Here is a 16,904-nt window from a genome sequence, read left to right on the forward strand (position 1 = left end):
CACGGCGGCCGCCCCGCCTTCGAGGTCCGCGCCGTCCTCGCCGCCACCCTCTCGCCCACCTGGGGCATCTACAGCGGCTACGAACTGTGCGAGAGGATCCCGCTGCGGGAGGGCAGCGAGGAGTACCTCGACAGCGAGAAGTACCAGCTCCGCCCCCGTGACTGGGAGGCCGCCGAACGCGAGGGCCGCACCATCAGCCCCCTGCTCACCAGGCTCAACACCATCCGGCGTGCCCACCCCGCTCTGCACCGGCTCAGGAACCTCCGCTTCCACGAAACCGACAACGACGCGCTCATCGCCTACAGCAAGCGCACGGGATCCGACGTCGTGCTGGTGGTCGCCAACCTCGACCCCCACCACACCCAGGAGGCCACGATCTCGCTGGACATGCCGCAACTCGGCCTCGACTGGCACGAGTTCACGCCGGTCCACGACGAACTGACGGGCGAGACCTACGACTGGGGCAGGACCAACTACGTGCGACTGGAGCCCGGGCGGGCCCCCGCGCACGTCTTCCATGTCCAGCGATCGTCCGCCGCCCCGCAGAACGGAGGGCCAGGAACGTCATGACCGTGAACGAGCCCGTACCGGACACCTTCGGGGACACGCCCGTCAAGGACCGGGACCCGGAGTGGTTCAAGCGCGCCGTCTTCTACGAGGTCCTCGTCCGCTCCTTCCAGGACAGCAACGGTGACGGCGTAGGCGACCTGAAGGGACTGACCGCCAAGCTCGACTACCTGCAGTGGCTCGGCGTGGACTGCCTGTGGCTGCCGCCCTTCTTCAAGTCACCGCTCAGGGACGGCGGCTACGACGTCTCCGACTACACCGCCGTCCTGCCGGAGTTCGGCGACCTCGCCGACTTCGTGGAGTTCGTCGACGCCGCCCACCAGCGCGGCATGCGGGTCATCATCGACTTCGTCATGAACCACACCAGCGACCAGCACCCGTGGTTCCAGGAATCCCGCAAGGACCCCGACGGGCCCTACGGCGACTACTACGTGTGGGCGGACGACGACAAGCAGTACCAGGACGCCCGGATCATCTTCGTGGACACCGAGGCGTCCAACTGGACCTACGACCCGGTCCGGGGTCAGTACTACTGGCACCGCTTCTTCTCCCACCAGCCGGACCTCAACTACGAGAACCCGGCCGTCCAGGAGGAGATCCTGGCCGCCCTCCGTTTCTGGCTGGACCTGGGCATCGACGGCTACCGGCTGGACGCCGTGCCCTATCTCTACGCGGAGGAGGGCACCAACTGCGAGAACCTGCCCGCCACGCACCAGTTCCTCAAGCGCGTCCGCCGCGAGATCGACCTGCTGTATCCGGACACCGTGCTGCTGGCGGAGGCCAACCAGTGGCCGGAGGACGTCGTCGACTACTTCGGCGACTACCCGAGCGGCGGCGACGAGTGCCATATGGCGTTCCACTTCCCCGTGATGCCGAGGATCTTCATGGCGGTGCGCAGGGAGTCGCGCTACCCGGTCTCCGAGATCCTCGCCAAGACGCCCGCCATCCCGTCGGGCTGCCAGTGGGGCATCTTCCTGCGCAACCACGACGAGCTGACCCTGGAGATGGTCACCGACGAAGAGCGCGACTACATGTGGGCCGAGTACGCCAAGGACCCCCGCATGCGCGCCAACATCGGCATCCGCCGCCGGCTCGCACCGCTCCTCGACAACGACCGCCACTGCATCGAACTGTTCACGGCCCTGCTGCTGTCCCTCCCCGGCAGCCCGATCATCTACTACGGCGACGAGATCGGCATGGGCGACAACATCTGGCTCGGCGACCGCGACGCCGTCCGCACGCCCATGCAGTGGACCCCGGACCGCAACGCCGGGTTCTCCTCCTGCGACCCCGGACGGCTGTGCCTGCCCACGATCATGGACCCGGTCTACGGCTACCAGGTCACCAACGTCGAGGCCTCCATGGCCTCACCCTCCTCGCTGCTGCACTGGACCCGCCGGATGATCGAGATCCGCAAGCAGAACCCGGCCTTCGGTCTCGGCTCCTACACCGAACTGCAGTCCTCCAACCCGGCGGTGCTGGCCTTCCTGCGCGAGGCGCCCGCCACCGAGGAAGGCGGGGACGACGTGGTGCTGTGCGTCAACAACTTCGCGCGGTTCGCGCAGCCGACCGAGCTCGACCTGCGCGCGTTCAGCGGACGCCACCCGGTCGAACTGTTCGGCGGGGTCCGCTTCCCGGCCATCGGTGAACTGCCGTACCTGCTCACCCTCGGGGGCCACGGCTTCTACTGGTTCCGGCTCACCCGAGTCGCATCCCGCATCGGCCGGCGACTGTGAGCGTACGCCGACGAGAGGAGGCGTCACCATGACGAAGACCGCATTCCTGCGCCCGAGAACCGCCCATCTCTCCGAGCCCCTGGAGTCGCTCGGCGGGCTGCTGCGTGAGTGGCTGCCGCGGCAGCGCTGGTTCGCGGGCAAGGACCGGCCCGTCACCGACCTCAGTCTGCTGTCGATGACCGAGCTGTTCCCGGGCTGTCAGCATCTGCTGGTCCACACCGGACACGGCCCCCTGCCCGGTGGTGCTCCCTCGGCCGGCGACTGCTACCAGCTGCTGCTCGGCGTACGCAAGCACCCGTCGCCGCGGCTCGGCCGGGCCCTGATCGGCCGGGTGGAGGACGGTCCGCTGGCCGGCCTCACGGTCTACGACGCGCTCCACGACCCCCGGTCGGCCCAGCGACTCCTCGATCGGCTGCGGCGCCCCGGCACGGCCGGCCCGCTGCGCTTCGAATGCGACCCTTCGCTGCCGGTGCCCGCGGGCCTCGTGCCGCGTCTGCTGGACGCCGAACAGTCCAACTCCTCGCTGGTGTACGGCGACGAGTACATCCTGAAGGTCTTCCGGCGCATCCAGCCCGGCGTCAACCCCGACCTGGAGGTGCCGGGCGCACTGGCCCGCCAGGGCTGCCGCCGGGTCCCCGCACCCGTGGCCTGGTACCGGACGACGCGTCCCTTCGAGGCGACCCTGGGTGTGCTGCAGCCTTTCCTGCCCAACGCCTCCGACGGCTGGACCCTGGCCCTCCACGCGCTCGCCGCGGGCGACGACTTCACGCCGCAGGCCCACGAGCTGGGCCGGGCCACGGCCGAGGTGCACCTCGCGCTGGCCGAGGCCTTCCCCGCCGGCGCCCCCGGCGAGAACGGCCGGACCGCGGCGGCGATGACCGAGCGCCTCGACATCGCCGCGCACTGCGTACCGGCCCTCAGACCCTTCGTCCCCGGCCTGCGGGCCGCCTTCGCCGCGCTCGCCACCTGCGACGTCGGACCCCCCGCCCAGCGCATCCACGGCGACCTGCACCTGGGGCAGGTACTGCGCGCCGGCCGCGAGTGGTTCGTCATCGACTTCGAGGGCGAACCGTCCCGCCCGCTCAGCGAACGGGTGAGCACCCACTCCCCCGTGCGGGACATCGCCGGCATGCTGCGCTCCTTCGACTACGCGGCCCGGCAGCGCCGCCCCTGGCGCCCCCAGTGGGCGCGCCGCTGCCGGGAGGCCTACTGCGCGGGCTACGCCGCTCACGCCGGGTGGGACCCGCGCAAGAAGCACGGCCTGCTGCGCGCCTACGAGACGGACCGGGCCGTGTATGAGGTGCTGTACGAGGCCCGGCACCGCCCGGACTGGCTTCCCGTGCCGATGGCGGCGATCGAACGACTCGCCGTGAGAGGAGACTGAACCGTGGCTCTGCGCAACACCTCCCCCTTCGAACCGGCCGGCCCCGGGCCGTGCGGAAACGCTCCGCCCCTGGATCCCGCCGACCGGGACCGCCTCCTGGCCGGCGCCCACCACGATCCGCACGCACTGCTCGGTGCCCACCCGGTCCCCGGCGGGATCGTGTTCCGGGCGCTGCGGCCCTTCGCCCGTGCCGTGAGCGTGGTCGTCGACGGCGCGCGCACCCCTCTCACCTCGGAGGGCGGCGGCCTCTTCACCGGCGTGCTGCCGCTGTCCGAGATCCCCGCGTACACCCTGCTCGTGTCGTACGAGAACGGAGAGCACGAGGTACACGACCCGTACCGGTTCCTGCCGTCCCTCGGCGAGTTCGATCTCCACCTCATCCGGGAGGGCCGGCACGAGCAGCTCTGGAAGGCGCTCGGCGCGGAGCCGATGACGCACCAGGGCGTGTCCGGCACGCGCTTCACGGTCTGGGCGCCGAACGCGCAGGGCGTACGGGTCGCCGCCGACTTCACCTACTGGGACGGGACGCAGTTCCCGATGCGGTCGCTGGGCGCTTCCGGAGTGTGGGAGCTGTTCCTGCCGGGCGTCGGCGAGGGCACCCGGTACAAGTTCGAGATCACTTCCCGGTACGGCCACCGCTTCCTCAAGGCCGACCCGATGGCACGCCGCACGGAGGAACCGCCTCACACGGCGTCGATCGTGACGGCGTCCCACCACCGGTGGGGCGACCAGGACTGGATGGCGCACCGCGCGGACACCCCGGTGCACGAGGCGCCCTTCTCGGTGTACGAGGTCCATCTGCCGTCCTGGCGGCCGGGCCTCACCTACCGGCAGCTCGCGGAGGTGCTTCCCGCGTACGTCAAGGACCTCGGCTTCACCCATCTGGAGCTGATGCCGGTCGCCGAGCACCCCTTCCACGGCTCCTGGGGCTATCAGGTCACCGGCTTCTACGCGCCCACGGCCCGCCTGGGCTCCCCGGACGACTTCCGGTACTTCGTCGACGCGTGCCACCGGGCCGGGCTCGGCGTGATCGTGGACTGGGTGCCGGCGCACTTCCCGAAGGACGACTGGGCGCTGGCCCGGTTCGACGGGGACCCGCTGTACGAGCCGGGGGACGCGCGGCGTGCGGAGCACCCGGACTGGGGGACGTACGAGTTCGACTTCGCCCGCACCGAGGTGCGCAACTTCCTCGTGGCGAACGCGGTGTACTGGTGCGAGGAGTTCCACATCGACGGGCTGCGCGTGGACGCGGTCGCCTCGATGCTCTACCTGGACTACTCGCGCGAGGACGGCCAGTGGGAGCCCAACGCTCACGGCGGCCGGGAGGATCTGGCCGCGATGGCGTTCCTGCAGGAGATGAACGCGACCGTGTACCGCCGCTGCCCGGGGGTGGTCACCATCGCGGAGGAGTCCACGGCGTGGGGCGGGGTGACCCGGTCCACCGACAGTGGCGGCCTCGGTTTCGGGCTGAAGTGGAACATGGGCTGGATGCACGACTCGCTGGAGTACATCGCGCACGAGCCGGTGCACCGCAAGTACCACCACCACGAGATGACCTTCTCGATGGTGTACGCCTACAGCGAGAACTACGTCCTGCCCATCTCGCACGACGAGGTGGTGCACGGCAAGCAGGCGCTGGTGTCGAAGGTGCCGGGCGACTGGTGGCAGCGGCGCGCCACCGTCCGTGCCTACCTCGGCTACATGTGGGCCCACCCCGGCAAGCAGCTGCTCTTCATGGGGCAGGAGTTCGCGCAGGGCGCCGAGTGGTCCGTGGAGCACGGGCCGGAGTGGTGGCTGCTCGACGACGACTACCACTCCGCGGGCGACCACCGTGGTGTCCGTGACCTGGTCCGCGACCTCAACACGGTGTACCGGGCGACTCCGGCGCTGTGGCAGCGCGACACCGACCCCTGCGGCTTCCGGTGGGTCGCCGTGGACGCCGCCGACGACAACGTCTTCGCGTTCCTGAGGTTCGACGCGGACGGCACCCCGCTGCTGGCGGTGTCGAACTTCTCCCCGGTCGTCCGGCACGACTACCGCCTGGGAGTTCCGGACGACGTCGTCGCCTGGCAGGAGGTCCTCAACACCGACGCCTTGCGGTACGGCGGCAGCGGCGTGAGCAGTGCCGGCCCCGTGAAACCGGAGGACGGCTGTGTCCGGATCACGTTGCCGCCGCTCGCCACGGTGTGGCTGATGCCGTTCGCTCTGTGAAGCCACGCGGCGCGACCAGGTGTTCGACCCGCCTCGGTGGGGCAGTCGGGGTCGTACGACCGGGACACACCTCGTCGTCGCTGCGGTAGGCCACAGAAGGGCGGCATCACGTGCGCACCGTCGGAGTGGAGGAGGAGCTCCTCCTGGTGGACCCCGAGACCGGCGAACCGCGGGCGCTGTCCGCCGCGGTGCTCGCGCGTGCCTCGCAGGACGCTGCCGAGCAGGACGTCTTCGAGAAGGAACTCCACGACCAGATGCTGGAGTTCGCCACTCATCCGCAGTCGGACATGGAGCGTCTCAGGGCGGAGATCGTGCGCTGCCGCAAGGAGGCGGCCCGGCACGCCGGGGAGATCGGCTGCGCCGTCGCCGCGCTGGCCACCTCTCCCCTGCCGGTCAGCCCGGCCGTAGGGATGAACCACCGGTACCAGTGGATGGCGGACGAGTACGGCATCGCCACCCAGGAACAACTGGTCCTGGGATGTCATGTCCACGTTTCGGTTGACTCCGACGAAGAGGGCGTCGCGGTCGTCGACCGGATCCGTCCGTGGCTGGCGGTGCTGAACGCGCTGAGCGCGAACTCGCCGTTCTGGCAGGGCAAGGACTCGGGATACAACAGCTATCGCAGCCGGGTGTGGCAGCGCTGGCCGTCGGCCGGCCCGACCGAGATCTTCGGCTCGGCCGAGGCGTATCACCGGCGGGTCACGGACATGCTGGCCACCGGCGCCATTCTCGACGACGCGATGGTCTACTTCGACGCGCGTCTGTCCCGGCGGTACCCGACGGTGGAGATCCGGGTCGCGGACGTCTGCCTGCACGCGGACACCGCCGCACTCGTCGCCGCCCTGGCCCGCGGGCTGGTCGGGACCGCCGCGCGCGAGTGGCGGGAGGGCCTGCAACCGGTCGACCACAGCGTGAGTCTGCTCCGGCTGGCCGACTGGCGGGCGGCCCGGTCGGGTCTGACGCAGGAGCTGCTCCATCCGGCGACCATGCGGCCCATGCCCGCGGAGACGGTCGTGCGGGCCCTGCTGGACCACGTCTCCGACGCGCTGGCCGACACGGGTGACCTCGACCGGGTCCGGGAGGCATGCGCGGATCTGCTGCGGCACGGCAACGGCGCCCAGGTGCAGCGCGAGCTGCTGCGGCGCACGGACAGCCTGCGGGACGTCGTCACCGGGTGCGTGCGGCACACGCAGGCGTGAGGCGTCTCGTTTCCTTCCGGCGGCCCGGGGCTCACAGGATCAGCACGAGGGCGTACACGAGGAAGAAGGCCGCGATCAGCACGACGAGGACGAGGATCAGGGACAGCGGTCCCTTGGCCCAGCCCTTGGGCGGGTTGTGCGTCTCGCGCGGGCCGGCCTCGGGCAGGCTGCTCTCCGCGGGCGGGGTTTCCCCCGGAGGCACACCGCCGCCGGGTTCCAGGCCGGGAGTGCGCTCGGGTTCGGGGTCGGGGTTGGTGTAACTCATGCCGTCCGGGTCCCCCGAACCCGCCGAGAACATCAGCACGGGACCACTTCTGGCGTTCCATGCCCCCGTCGGCCTTCACCTCGGCTACATTCGAGCACCGCCGATAACGGTACTCGTCGGTGAAGTCACACCCCGTACACGTCAGGAGCAGTGCATGCGCGACTTGGCCCTCGCTCGCCCGGCCGTCTCGCCCATGACCGGAGGGCTCGCCGACAGTCTCTTCGAGACGGCGGAACGCAGTCCCGCACTGCCGATGCTGGCCCGTCGCCCGAGCTCCTCCTCCGAGGCCTGGGAGGAAGTGACGGCGGTGGAGTTCCGCGACGAAGTGGTCGATCTGGCCAAGGGGTTGATCGCCTCCGGGATCGCGCCGGGACACCGCGTGGCGATCATGGCGCGTACTCGTTACGAGTGGACGGTGCTCAGCTACGCGCTGTGGACGGTGGGTGCCGAGATCGTCCCCGTCTACCCGTCCTCGTCGCGGGACCAGGTCGAGTGGATCCTCCGGGACGCCGGCTGTGTGGCCGTGGTGGTCGAGGACGAACAGGGTGTGATGACGGTCGGTTCGGTGTGCACCTCGCTGCCGCTGCTGCGCCATGTGTGGCAGCTGGACGCGGGTGCGCTGGAGCAACTGGTGGCCCGCGGTGACGACGTCCCGCTCGCCACGGTCGACTCCATGCGCCGTATCGTGATGCCGGACTCCACCGCGGCGATCACCTACACCTCCGGCACGACGGGCCACGCCCTGGGGTGCGCCCTGAGCCACCGCGGCGTGGCCAGCCCCTGCGACACGCTGCTGGCGGGGTGGGGCCGGACCGTGGCCCGCCCGGGAGAGCAGGGATCCGTCCTCGCCTTCCTGCCCTTCTCCCATGCGTACGGCCTGATGATCCAGAGTCTGTGCGTGCGGGGCGGCCTGCTGATGGGGCACGAGCCGGAGGTGAGCGAGAAGGCGCTGTCCTCGGCTCTGCGCTCCTTCCGTCCGACGTACCTGTACGCCGTCCCGTCGCTCTTCGAGAAGATCTACAAGAACTTCCTGCGCACGGCCCAGCGGACCGGCCGCGGCGCGCTGTTCGAGCGGGCCGCCGACACGGCACGGGCCTTCGCCGCGGCCGCGGAGCGCCAGCGGCTGGGCAGGGGGCCCGGGCCCGGCTTCGACCTGCGGCTGCAGCACGCCCTGTACGAGCGGACGGTGTATCGCAGGCTGCGGGCCGCGCTGGGCGGGCGGGTGTGCCGCGCGACGTCCGGCGGCTCGCCGCTCAGCCGTGAACTGTCCCTCTTCTACGAGGGCATCGGCGTCTACGTGCACGACGGCTACGGGCTGACGGAGACCGCCGGCGGGGTGACCATGCAGCCGCTGGGCCGGGAGAAGTCCGGGACCGTCGGGCAGGCCCTGCCGGGCTCGGAGATCCGGGTGGCCGAGGACGGGGAGATCCTGGTGCGCGGGCCGTCGGTGTTCCAGGGCTACGTCAACGACGAGGCCGCCACCCGGGCGGCACTGCGCGGGGGCTGGCTGGCCACCGGGGACCTCGGCCGGCTGGACTCCGAGGGCTATCTGACGATCACCGGCCGCAAGAAGGACATCATCGTCACCAGCGGCGGCAAGAGCGTCGCCCCGGCCGTTCTGGAGCAGCGGCTGCGGATGCACCCGCTCATCCACCAGGCGGTGGTCGTGGGCGACAACCGGCCGTGCGTGGGCGCCCTGATCACCCTGGACCCGGAGTTCCTGGCGCACTGGCGGGCCGGCCTGGCGCTGCAGGGCGACGCGCCGATGAGGGAGGCGCGCGAGGAGAACGCCCTGCGGGAGGAGGTGGCCCGGGCCGTGGCCGCCGCGAACAGCGCCGTGTCCCGCTCGGAGTCCATCCGGGTGTTCCGGGTCCTGCCCGAACCGTTCGACGTGGCCAACGGGCTGCTGACGCCGTCGATGAAGCTGCGCCGGGACGAGATCGCGCGGCACTACGCGTTCGAGATCGACGCGATGTACGAGGCGCGCTCGCGGTCCCGGCGGCCGCGTATGCCGGACGAACTGTCGAACTGGGACGAATCCGACAACGTATTCCTCCGGTGAGAGCGGGGCGCACCCGCCCTCACCAGCACCGGCGGGGCGCGTACGGCCCGTCGTGCACGACGTACGCGTAGGCCACGCGCCCCCGGGAACTAGCAACAGTGGCGACAGAAGAGAAAGCGAGCGAGAACGACAGCCCTGCTGACGCCGGGCCGGAAAGGCGACATGGCAACCGAGCCGCGTGGGGACGACACACTGGCCTCCGAGGAGATCCCGAGCCGCACAAGCAGCTTCGCGGGCGAGCCGCACGACGTGACAGGTGCACGCCTCGCCGCGGAGGAATTCCTGCACGTGCTCGCCCGGGCCTCCCCGCCGGCCGCCCCCGAGTACTGGGACGACATCCTGCTGGTGGTCACGGAACTGGCCGCCAACGCGGTGCAGTATGCGCCGGGGCCCTTCGCCCTCAAGATGCGCCGCACCTTCGACGGCGTGCACGTGACGCTGCACGACACCAGCACGACGCCGCCGGCGCCGCGCCCCTTCGATCCGCGCAGCGGCGGCGGCGGCATCGGCTGGCATCTGATCCACACCCTGTGCGACCAGGTCAGCGTGGTGACGGGCGAGCGCGGCAAGGACGTGCACGTCTTCCTGCCCTGGTGATCCCCGGCCCGCCAGGGCGGCACCGGGTCACACCGCGGTCGTCTCCCGCGGTGGCAGCCGGTGGTAGTAGTCACCGACGGAGGTCAGGTACTCCCGGTCCATGGTCTCGCTGTCGGTCCTGAAGCGCGGGGCGGCCTTGGCCTCTCCCCCGGTGCACGACAGCGTGATCCTGCGGGCCCGCGGATCGACGCCGGTCACGATCCCCACCGGCACCAGCACGCTCCGGCCGAACACCCAGACGCCGGTGTCGACGACGAGGTGCCGCATCCCGTGGGGGGCGGCCTCGCGGTCGACGTGACCGATCGTGCCGTCCGTCCCCGCGACGGTGAATCCCGTCAGGTCCTGTCCCTCGACGTGACCGCTGTCCGGTGTGTACGACCAGATGCTGTCGATGGCCACGCTGCTCCTCCTCCCGAGCGGTGGACGGCGGGCGGTTCCCGCTCGCCGTTGCCCCACAGCAGCCAAATACCCTTCTCTCGCACCCCCATTCGATGCGTGCCGGAGGTGTGCATCACCCCTGCCGGGGCACTTGGACGCCTGCGATGCCGCCCGGTGATCACCGGCGTTCTCCCCGGAGGTGCACGATGACCGACGCCCGCCAGCAGCAGGACCCCACCCGGCAGCATCCCCGGCCGGACTTCCCGCAGCAGGACCAGCCCCACCCGGGCTGGACGGGACCCATGGACCCGCCGCCGGACCACGGGGAGGAGTCCTACCGGGGCAGCGGACTGCTGACGGACCGCAAGACCGTGCTGACGGGCGGTGACTCCGGCATCGGCCGCGCCGTGGCGATCGCCTTCGCCCGCGAGGGCGCCGACGTGCTCTTCACCTATCTCCCCGAAGAGGAGAAGGAGGCTCGGGAGACCGCTCGCCTCGTCGAGGAGGCCGGCCGTACGGCGCTGCCCGTGGCCTGCGACATCCGCGAGGAGCAGCAGTGCCGGGATCTTGTGGACCGTGCGGTCTCCGCCTTCGGGCGGATCGACGTGCTGGTCAACAACGCGGCGTACCAGATGTCCCAGCCGGACGGCATCGGCGCCATCTCCACCGAGCAGTTCGACCGGGTCGTGCGCACCAACCTGTACGGCATGTTCTGGCTGTGCAAGATGTCCCTGCCGCACATGCCGTCCGGGGGCTCGATCATCAACACCACGTCCGTGCAGGCCTACAAGCCGAGCCCGCACCTGCTGGACTACGCCACCACCAAGGGCGCCATCGTCACGTTCACGCAGGGGCTGGCGCAGATGGTCGCCGAGGACGGGATCCGGGTCAACGCCGTCGCTCCCGGGCCCGTGTGGACCCCGCTGATCCCGGCGACGCTGCCGGACACGCAGACGTTCGGCAAGCAGGCGCCGCTCGGGCGGCCCGCCCAGCCGGCCGAGATGGCCCCGGCCTATGTGTTCCTCGCCTCCCAGCACGCGAGTTTCGTCACGGCGGAGATCCTCAACGCCACCGGTGGCACACCTCTTCCCTGAACGGCTCCTTCGGTGCCGGGCATGAGGGACGCATTCCGGGGTAACCGCCGGGCGCGGTGGACGACCGGCACCGCCATGCACCGCGGGCGCCCCCAGGGGTGACCGCAGTGGCCGTCAGCACTCGTGGGAGGTATTCGTGCCCCTTGCCCAGAACCCGCTGTCCGTCGAGGTGGACGTGCCCCGGGAGGACGTGGCCCTGGTCACGGTCGAAGGGTATTTGGACGTCGACACCGCGACCGAGTTCCAGCATCATCTGGCCAACCAACTCCACCACGGCCGACGGCATTTCCTGCTCGATCTGTCGGCCGTCCCGTTCATGGACTCGTCGGGCATGAACATCATCCTGCGGGTGTATCAGGAGACCCGCCGCACCGACGGAAGCGTGCACGTGATCCATCCCACATCGGCAGTGCGCCGAATCCTGGACCTGACCGGCGTCAGCATCACGGTGCCGGTCTCCGAGAGCGTCGAGGAGGCACTCGAACGCGTCGACCGGCAGCCGGAGGTGCCGCCGGAGGATCAGGAGGCCTGACCGGTCCGGGGAGCGGGCCGCGGCACGCCCGCGCCGTGTCCGGGCGGCCGTCGTGCCCGCCCGGGCCGAACGGCGGTTCCCTCCTCGGACGCACGTCACGGCGGCGTCAATTCACCGTGCCGATCAGCCGGATCACTTGTGCGGGACGCGGTGTCGTACGAGGTAGGCCGGTGGTTACAGTTGTCGCCCGGCAGGAGTCACGCCACCGTCTCGTTGCCTCCAACGTGCGGTGCGACGCAATGCGAACGAGGAGAGAAACAGGTGCCGGAGCACGTAGCGGAGGGTCAGCTCGGATCGCCGACGCAGGAGGTGAGGGACTTCCTGCGGCGCCGCCGCGAGCAGATCGCCCAGAGATGGGCGGACGAGCCCCTGTTCCGCACCGTGTTCACCGTCTCGCGGGACGAGGCGGTGGAGGCGGGCAAGGCCGTGGTCGACGCACTCGCGCAGGTGGCCGACGGGGACCGGGTGGAGGACCCGGACGCCGCCGGATTCACCGTGGTGCGTGAGCAGTTGGCCCGGATGCAGGTGGCCCGCTCCCGTGCGGGTCTGAGCACCGCGCAGGTGTCGACCGAGCTGGACACCCTGCGGCCCCCCGTAGAGAACCTGCTGGTCGACGACCTCGCGGACGCGCCGGCCGAGCATCTGCGGGCGTGCACGAACACGCTGATCGTGCTGCTCGGGACCCTGCGGGTCGTCGTGATGCAGACGGCGCTCAGTGAGGGGCAGGCCCTCATCGACCGGCAGCGGCTGCAGCTGCTGGAGGTGGCGACGCCCGTCATCAAGCTGTGGGACGGCATCGTGGCGGTGCCGCTCATCGGGACGCTGGACAGCGCCCGCAGCCAGGTGGTGATGGAAACTCTGCTGGAGGCCGTCGTCGAGCAGCACGCCCGGTTCGCGATCCTCGACATCACCGGGGTTCCGACGGTCGACTCGCTGGTGGCCCAGCATCTGATGAAGACGGTGGCGGCCGCGCGGCTGATGGGCGCGGAGTGCATCGTCTCCGGCATCCGTCCGGCGATCGCGCAGACCATGGTCCATCTCGGTCTGGATCTGGGCACGGTGGTCACCCGTTCGGGGCTCGCCGACGCGCTGGCGTACGCCCTGCACGAACTCGGCGCGGGCATCGTGAACGCCAAGCCCCACGGTGCGGGTCAGCGGTGAGCGACGCGTTCTCCGGCTCCGTCCCGGGGCACGTGCCGGTGCTCCGGCTCGGCGACGTCCTCCTGGTCACCCTCCAAGGGGATCTGCACGACAGCACGGCACAGCAGCTCCAGCAGGACATCGCCGAGACCATCACCAACAGCAGGGTCACCGGCGTCCTGCTCGACATCTCCGGCGTGGAGATCGTCGACTCCTTCCTGGGCCGGGTGCTGGCCGAGATCGCGGCGCAGGCCAAGCTGCTGGCCGCGGACACCGTGGTGGCCGGTATGCGTCCCGCGGTCGCCATCACCCTCGTGGAACTGGGTCTGGAGCTGCCGGGGCTGCGTACCGCGCTGAGCACCGAGGCGGCGATGGACCTCCTCACGAACGGCAACGCGTCGTTCCGCTCCCGCGGCCTGCGCCAGGAGAGTCCGTGATGTCGACAGCAGCGGGCGTCGAAGCCCGCCTGCCGATCCGTTCGGACATGGATCTGGTGTGGGTGCGCCAGCACGTGCGGCAGGCGGCCGCCCAGCTCGGTTTCGGCCTGGTCGATCAGACCAAGCTGATCACCGCGGCCAGCGAGCTGGCCCGCAACACGCTCGTGCACGGCGGTGGCGGCCACATGGAGGTGGCGGCCGTCAGGAGTGGGGAGGTGCCCGGGATGCGGCTGACCTTCACCGACGAAGGGCCGGGCATCGCGGATGTGGAGCAGGCGCTCAGCGACGGCTACACCTCCGGTGACGGGCTGGGTATGGGTCTGGGCGGCGCACGGCGCCTGGTGCACGACTTCGCGATCGAGAGCACGCCGGGGTCGGGGACCACGGTGCGGGTGACGTCCTGGGTGGCCCTGCCGCCGCGTCCGCGTGAGGGGTCCTGATGCCGCGGGTGTGGGATGTCCCGGTCCACGACTCCACCCGGGTGCGTGATGCCCGGGTGGCGGCGGAGCACGCGGCCGCCCTGGCCGGGCTGGACGAGAAGCGCACGGCGGCCGCCGCGCTGGTGGCGACCGAGCTCGCGACCAACCTGCTCAAGCACGCGGGGGGCGGCCAGGTCCTGATCGACGTGGTGGCCCCGCCGGTCCTCACGCAGTGCCGGGACGGGGCCCGGGCCGTGCAGATCGCCACGGTCGACCACGGCCCGGGAATCGCCGATGTGCCCGCGGCCCTGGGCGACGGGTTCTCCACGACCCGCTCGCTCGGCGCCGGTCTCGGCACATGTCTGCGGGTCGCCGACGAGTTCGACCTGCACAGCGTCCCGGGCCGGGGCACGGTGGCGCTGGCCCGGCTCGGCAGCGGTGACGCGACCTCGCGCGAGGCGGTCGGTCTGCGGGCCGGCGGGGTGAACATCCCCTTCGCCGGGGCGGAGTACTCCGGTGACGCCTTCGCGTGGGTCCGGGCGGACGACCGGCTGACCCTGATGCTGGCCGACGGACTGGGCCACGGTCCGGAGGCGGCCCGCGCCTCGACCGCCGCGGTGGAGGCGCTGCGCCGCTCGGCACACCTGGGGCCCGCCGAGTTACTGCGACAGCTGGACACGGCACTGGGCGGCACCAGGGGTGCGGCCGTCGCCGTGGCCCAGGTCGACACCCGCGCCGAACGGCTGCGGTTCGCCGGGATCGGGAATGTGGGGGCCCGGCTGCGCGAGGGCGACAGGTGGCGTCATCTGGTGTCCCGGCCCGGCATCGTCGGCGTGCACCGGCACGCGTCCCTGCGCGAGGAGGAGGTGGCCTGGGGGGCCGACCGGCTGCTGATCCTGCACAGCGACGGCCTGCCCAGCCGCTGGGTCCCGCCGTCCGACGGCTCTCTGGCGACGGCCGACCCGGCCGTGACGGCCGCCGTGACGATACGTGACGCCAGCAGTCCCGCCAGCCCGGTGCGGGACGACACCGCCGTGGCCGTGCTGACTTCGACCCCGCCGGACCGCCCATGATGCGCACTTGGCAGATCACCACCGTCACCGACGCGGCGCGAGCCCGTATCGCCACCGCGCGCCTGGCCGCCGCGTACGGCGTGCCGCCCCTGGACCGCACCCGCCTGGCGGCCTCCCTCAGCACTCAGCTGCGCCAGTGCCTGACCAAGGGCGGCACCTGGGAGCTCACCCTGGAGGCGAGCGCGGTCCCCGGTGAGGGAGGCCGGCTGCACGCCGTGGTGACGCCGACGCGGGACGCGTGTGCCGCCGGGGAGCCGCCGTGGCGGATGACGGTCGCCTGTCCCGAGAGCACGGAGGCCGCGGACGGCGGCGGCGTGCCGGAGGACTCCGCCGTGCTGGCCGAGGCCCTGCTCGGGGCGGACGAGGACACGGCCGTCGTCCTGGAGAAGCTCACCGAGCAGGAGCAGCTGGTCGCTTTCCACCGGGAGGAGCTGCACCAGACCAACCAGGGCGTCGTGGCGCTGCATGCCGAGCTGGACGCCGCGGGACGGGCCCAGCGGGAGGCGTTCGCCGCCGAGCGCAAGGCCCGCAACGAGGCGGAGAACGCCCGCCGCAGACTCACCTTCCTGGCAGACGCGAGCGCCGTGCTGACGGCGTCGCTCAACCACGACGAGATCGTGCGCCGGCTGCCCGACCTGCTGGTGCCCGAGTACGCCGACAGCGTCGACGTATGGCTGTTCGACAACGACGACGACCGGTACCGGGCCACACCGCACGCGGCCGCCGCCGTCGTCGCGGCCCGTACCGGCCGGCCGCAGTACGCCGCCGACCATCCCGGTGGCCTGCCCGGCGTCGACGACCAGCCGCCCTCGGCGCTGAATCCCACACGGCCCCTGCTGTGCATCCCGCTGCCGACCCGGCGGGCACCGCTGGGCGTGCTGACCCTGTCGCCGCCCGGGGAGCGCTGGGACCCGGACGACGCCGTGATGCTGATCGAGCTCACCCGGCGGGCCAGCATCGCGATCGACAACGCCCGGCGTTTCGAGCACAACCGCGACATCGCCGAGACGCTGCAGCGCGCCCTGCTCACCGACCTGCCCGCCACGCCGGGCCTGAACCTGGCCGCCCGCTATCTGCCGGCCACGCACGGGCTGAACATCGGCGGAGACTGGTACGACGCGTTCCGTCAGCCCGACGGCAGCGTGATCACCGTGGTCGGCGACGTGACCGGGCACGGGCTGCACGCGGCCGTCATGATGAGCCAGCTGCGCACCGCCCTGCGCGCCTACGCCGTCGACGGCGGCAGCCCGGGCCGGCTGCTGACGCGGCTGCACATGTTCCTGCACCATCTGCAGCCCGACCTGTACGCCACCGCGGTCATCGCCCGCTTCCACCCGGACGACCCCACGATGACGTGGGCCGCCGCCGGCCATCCGCCGCCCGTCCTGCGCACCCCCGACGGGCGGGTGCGCATCCTGGACGCCAAGCCGGGGGCCATGCTCGGCATCCCGCTCCGGCAGGAGATCGACGACCACACCGTGCGGCTGTCGCCCGGTTCGACGCTGGCGCTGTACACGGACGGGCTGGTCGAACGGCGCGCCCTGGGCATAGACCCGGGCATCGAGCGGCTCGCGGCGGCGCTCGGGGGGTTCCGGTCGGCGGAGCTGGACGCGGACCTGGAGGGTTCGGCGAACCGGATCCTGCACCCGCTGCTGAGCGACTCCGAGCGCGACGACGACGTGTGTCTGCTGCTGTGCCACTTCCGCGGCCCCGAATGAGCGCTCTCCGCCACTGAGCCGTGATCACATCAAGACCGCACGCACACACGGCATTCACTTCCGGCCGGTGCGTTTCGGCCGTCGGGCGGGCA

General features: G+C 71.4%; 15 protein-coding genes and 1 pseudogene. 14 read left to right on the forward strand and 2 right to left on the reverse strand.

All coding sequences use genetic code 11. The features are described from left to right. The 5 genes and pseudogenes from NW895_RS28650 to NW895_RS28670 form a co-directional block, all read left to right on the forward strand. Window positions 1-570, forward strand: a pseudogene (locus tag NW895_RS28650) (alpha-1,4-glucan--maltose-1-phosphate maltosyltransferase); the annotation flags it as partial. Next, the gene (gene treS / locus NW895_RS28655; RefSeq protein WP_289939152.1) at window positions 567-2,303 is read left to right on the forward strand and encodes a maltose alpha-D-glucosyltransferase; all 1,737 of its coding nucleotides are present in this window, start codon (window positions 567-569) and stop codon (window positions 2,301-2,303) included. The pseudogene NW895_RS28650 and the gene treS, both read left to right, overlap by 4 nt. A 28-nt stretch (window positions 2,304-2,331) precedes the next feature. Then, window positions 2,332-3,687, forward strand: a complete 1,356-nt coding sequence (locus NW895_RS28660; RefSeq protein WP_289939153.1) for a maltokinase — start codon at window positions 2,332-2,334, stop codon at window positions 3,685-3,687. 3 nt (window positions 3,688-3,690) lie between these two features. Then, window positions 3,691-5,898, forward strand: a complete 2,208-nt coding sequence (gene glgB / locus NW895_RS28665) for a 1,4-alpha-glucan branching enzyme (protein ID WP_289939154.1) — start codon at window positions 3,691-3,693, stop codon at window positions 5,896-5,898. Window positions 5,899-6,008: 110 nt separating this feature from the next. Then, window positions 6,009-7,097, forward strand: coding sequence for a glutamate--cysteine ligase (locus tag NW895_RS28670; protein WP_289939155.1), 1,089 nt, complete (start codon window positions 6,009-6,011; stop codon window positions 7,095-7,097). A gap of 31 nt (window positions 7,098-7,128) precedes the next feature. Here the strand turns inward: NW895_RS28670 and NW895_RS28675 are convergent, their stop codons facing one another. Continuing rightward, window positions 7,129-7,362: a DUF6480 family protein gene (locus tag NW895_RS28675; protein WP_289939156.1), complete on the reverse strand. Its 234-nt coding sequence runs from the start codon at window positions 7,360-7,362 to the stop codon at window positions 7,129-7,131. A gap of 154 nt (window positions 7,363-7,516) precedes the next feature. On the opposite strand from NW895_RS28675, the gene NW895_RS28680 reads away from it, so the two are divergent. Together NW895_RS28680 and NW895_RS28685 are read left to right on the forward strand one after the other, a co-directional pair. Further along, window positions 7,517-9,424: an AMP-dependent synthetase/ligase gene (locus NW895_RS28680; RefSeq protein ID WP_289939157.1), complete on the forward strand. Its 1,908-nt coding sequence runs from the start codon at window positions 7,517-7,519 to the stop codon at window positions 9,422-9,424. 162 nt (window positions 9,425-9,586) lie between these two features. Further along, window positions 9,587-10,021, forward strand: a complete 435-nt coding sequence (locus tag NW895_RS28685; RefSeq protein WP_289939158.1) for an ATP-binding protein — start codon at window positions 9,587-9,589, stop codon at window positions 10,019-10,021. 27 nt (window positions 10,022-10,048) lie between these two features. On the opposite strand, the gene NW895_RS28690 is transcribed toward NW895_RS28685, so the two are convergent. Beyond that, on the reverse strand, window positions 10,049-10,420 hold the full coding sequence (locus tag NW895_RS28690) for a PRC-barrel domain containing protein (protein ID WP_289939159.1): 372 nt from the start codon (window positions 10,418-10,420) through the stop codon (window positions 10,049-10,051). Between the two features lie 185 nt (window positions 10,421-10,605). Here NW895_RS28690 and NW895_RS28695 point away from each other — a divergent pair, with 185 nt between their 5' ends. The 7 genes from NW895_RS28695 (at window position 10,606) to NW895_RS28725 (ending at window position 16,812) form a co-directional block, all read left to right on the forward strand. After that, complete coding sequence (locus tag NW895_RS28695) at window positions 10,606-11,493, forward strand: SDR family oxidoreductase (RefSeq protein WP_289939160.1); 888 nt, start codon at window positions 10,606-10,608, stop codon at window positions 11,491-11,493. 136 nt (window positions 11,494-11,629) lie between these two features. Next, window positions 11,630-12,025, forward strand: coding sequence for an STAS domain-containing protein (locus NW895_RS28700; RefSeq protein WP_289939161.1), 396 nt, complete (start codon window positions 11,630-11,632; stop codon window positions 12,023-12,025). A gap of 261 nt (window positions 12,026-12,286) precedes the next feature. After that, a complete protein-coding gene (locus NW895_RS28705; protein ID WP_289939163.1) occupies window positions 12,287-13,186 on the forward strand; it encodes an STAS domain-containing protein in 900 nt (299 codons plus the stop codon). After that, on the forward strand, window positions 13,183-13,602 hold the full coding sequence (locus tag NW895_RS28710; RefSeq protein ID WP_289939164.1) for an STAS domain-containing protein: 420 nt from the start codon (window positions 13,183-13,185) through the stop codon (window positions 13,600-13,602). Before NW895_RS28705 ends, NW895_RS28710 begins: the two co-directional genes overlap by 4 nt. After that, window positions 13,602-14,042, forward strand: a complete 441-nt coding sequence (locus NW895_RS28715) for an anti-sigma regulatory factor (protein ID WP_289939165.1) — start codon at window positions 13,602-13,604, stop codon at window positions 14,040-14,042. The genes NW895_RS28710 and NW895_RS28715 overlap by 1 nt, the downstream gene beginning before the upstream one ends. After that, on the forward strand, window positions 14,042-15,094 hold the full coding sequence (locus NW895_RS28720; RefSeq protein ID WP_289939167.1) for an ATP-binding SpoIIE family protein phosphatase: 1,053 nt from the start codon (window positions 14,042-14,044) through the stop codon (window positions 15,092-15,094). The genes NW895_RS28715 and NW895_RS28720 overlap by 1 nt, the downstream gene beginning before the upstream one ends. Then, window positions 15,091-16,812: a SpoIIE family protein phosphatase gene (locus NW895_RS28725; protein ID WP_289939169.1), complete on the forward strand. Its 1,722-nt coding sequence runs from the start codon at window positions 15,091-15,093 to the stop codon at window positions 16,810-16,812. Before NW895_RS28720 ends, NW895_RS28725 begins: the two co-directional genes overlap by 4 nt. Window positions 16,813-16,904: the final 92 nt, after the last annotated feature.

Source organism: Streptomyces sp. S.PNR 29, assembly GCF_030386795.1.
Classification (GTDB): Bacteria; Actinomycetota; Actinomycetes; order Streptomycetales; family Streptomycetaceae; genus Streptomyces.

Coding starts and splice junctions, on each gene's coding strand:
- NW895_RS28715 (WP_289939165.1), top strand. CDS start 13,602: ATGTCGACAGCAGCGGGCGTCGAAGCCCGCCTGCCGATCCGTTCGGAC.
- NW895_RS28660 (WP_289939153.1), top strand. CDS start 2,332: ATGACGAAGACCGCATTCCTGCGCCCGAGAACCGCCCATCTCTCCGAG.
- NW895_RS28720 (WP_289939167.1), top strand. CDS start 14,042: ATGCCGCGGGTGTGGGATGTCCCGGTCCACGACTCCACCCGGGTGCGT.
- NW895_RS28675 (WP_289939156.1), bottom strand. CDS start 7,362: ATGAGTTACACCAACCCCGACCCCGAACCCGAGCGCACTCCCGGCCTG.
- NW895_RS28725 (WP_289939169.1), top strand. CDS start 15,091: ATGATGCGCACTTGGCAGATCACCACCGTCACCGACGCGGCGCGAGCC.
- NW895_RS28685 (WP_289939158.1), top strand. CDS start 9,587: ATGGCAACCGAGCCGCGTGGGGACGACACACTGGCCTCCGAGGAGATC.
- treS (WP_289939152.1), top strand. CDS start 567: ATGACCGTGAACGAGCCCGTACCGGACACCTTCGGGGACACGCCCGTC.
- NW895_RS28680 (WP_289939157.1), top strand. CDS start 7,517: ATGCGCGACTTGGCCCTCGCTCGCCCGGCCGTCTCGCCCATGACCGGA.
- NW895_RS28695 (WP_289939160.1), top strand. CDS start 10,606: ATGACCGACGCCCGCCAGCAGCAGGACCCCACCCGGCAGCATCCCCGG.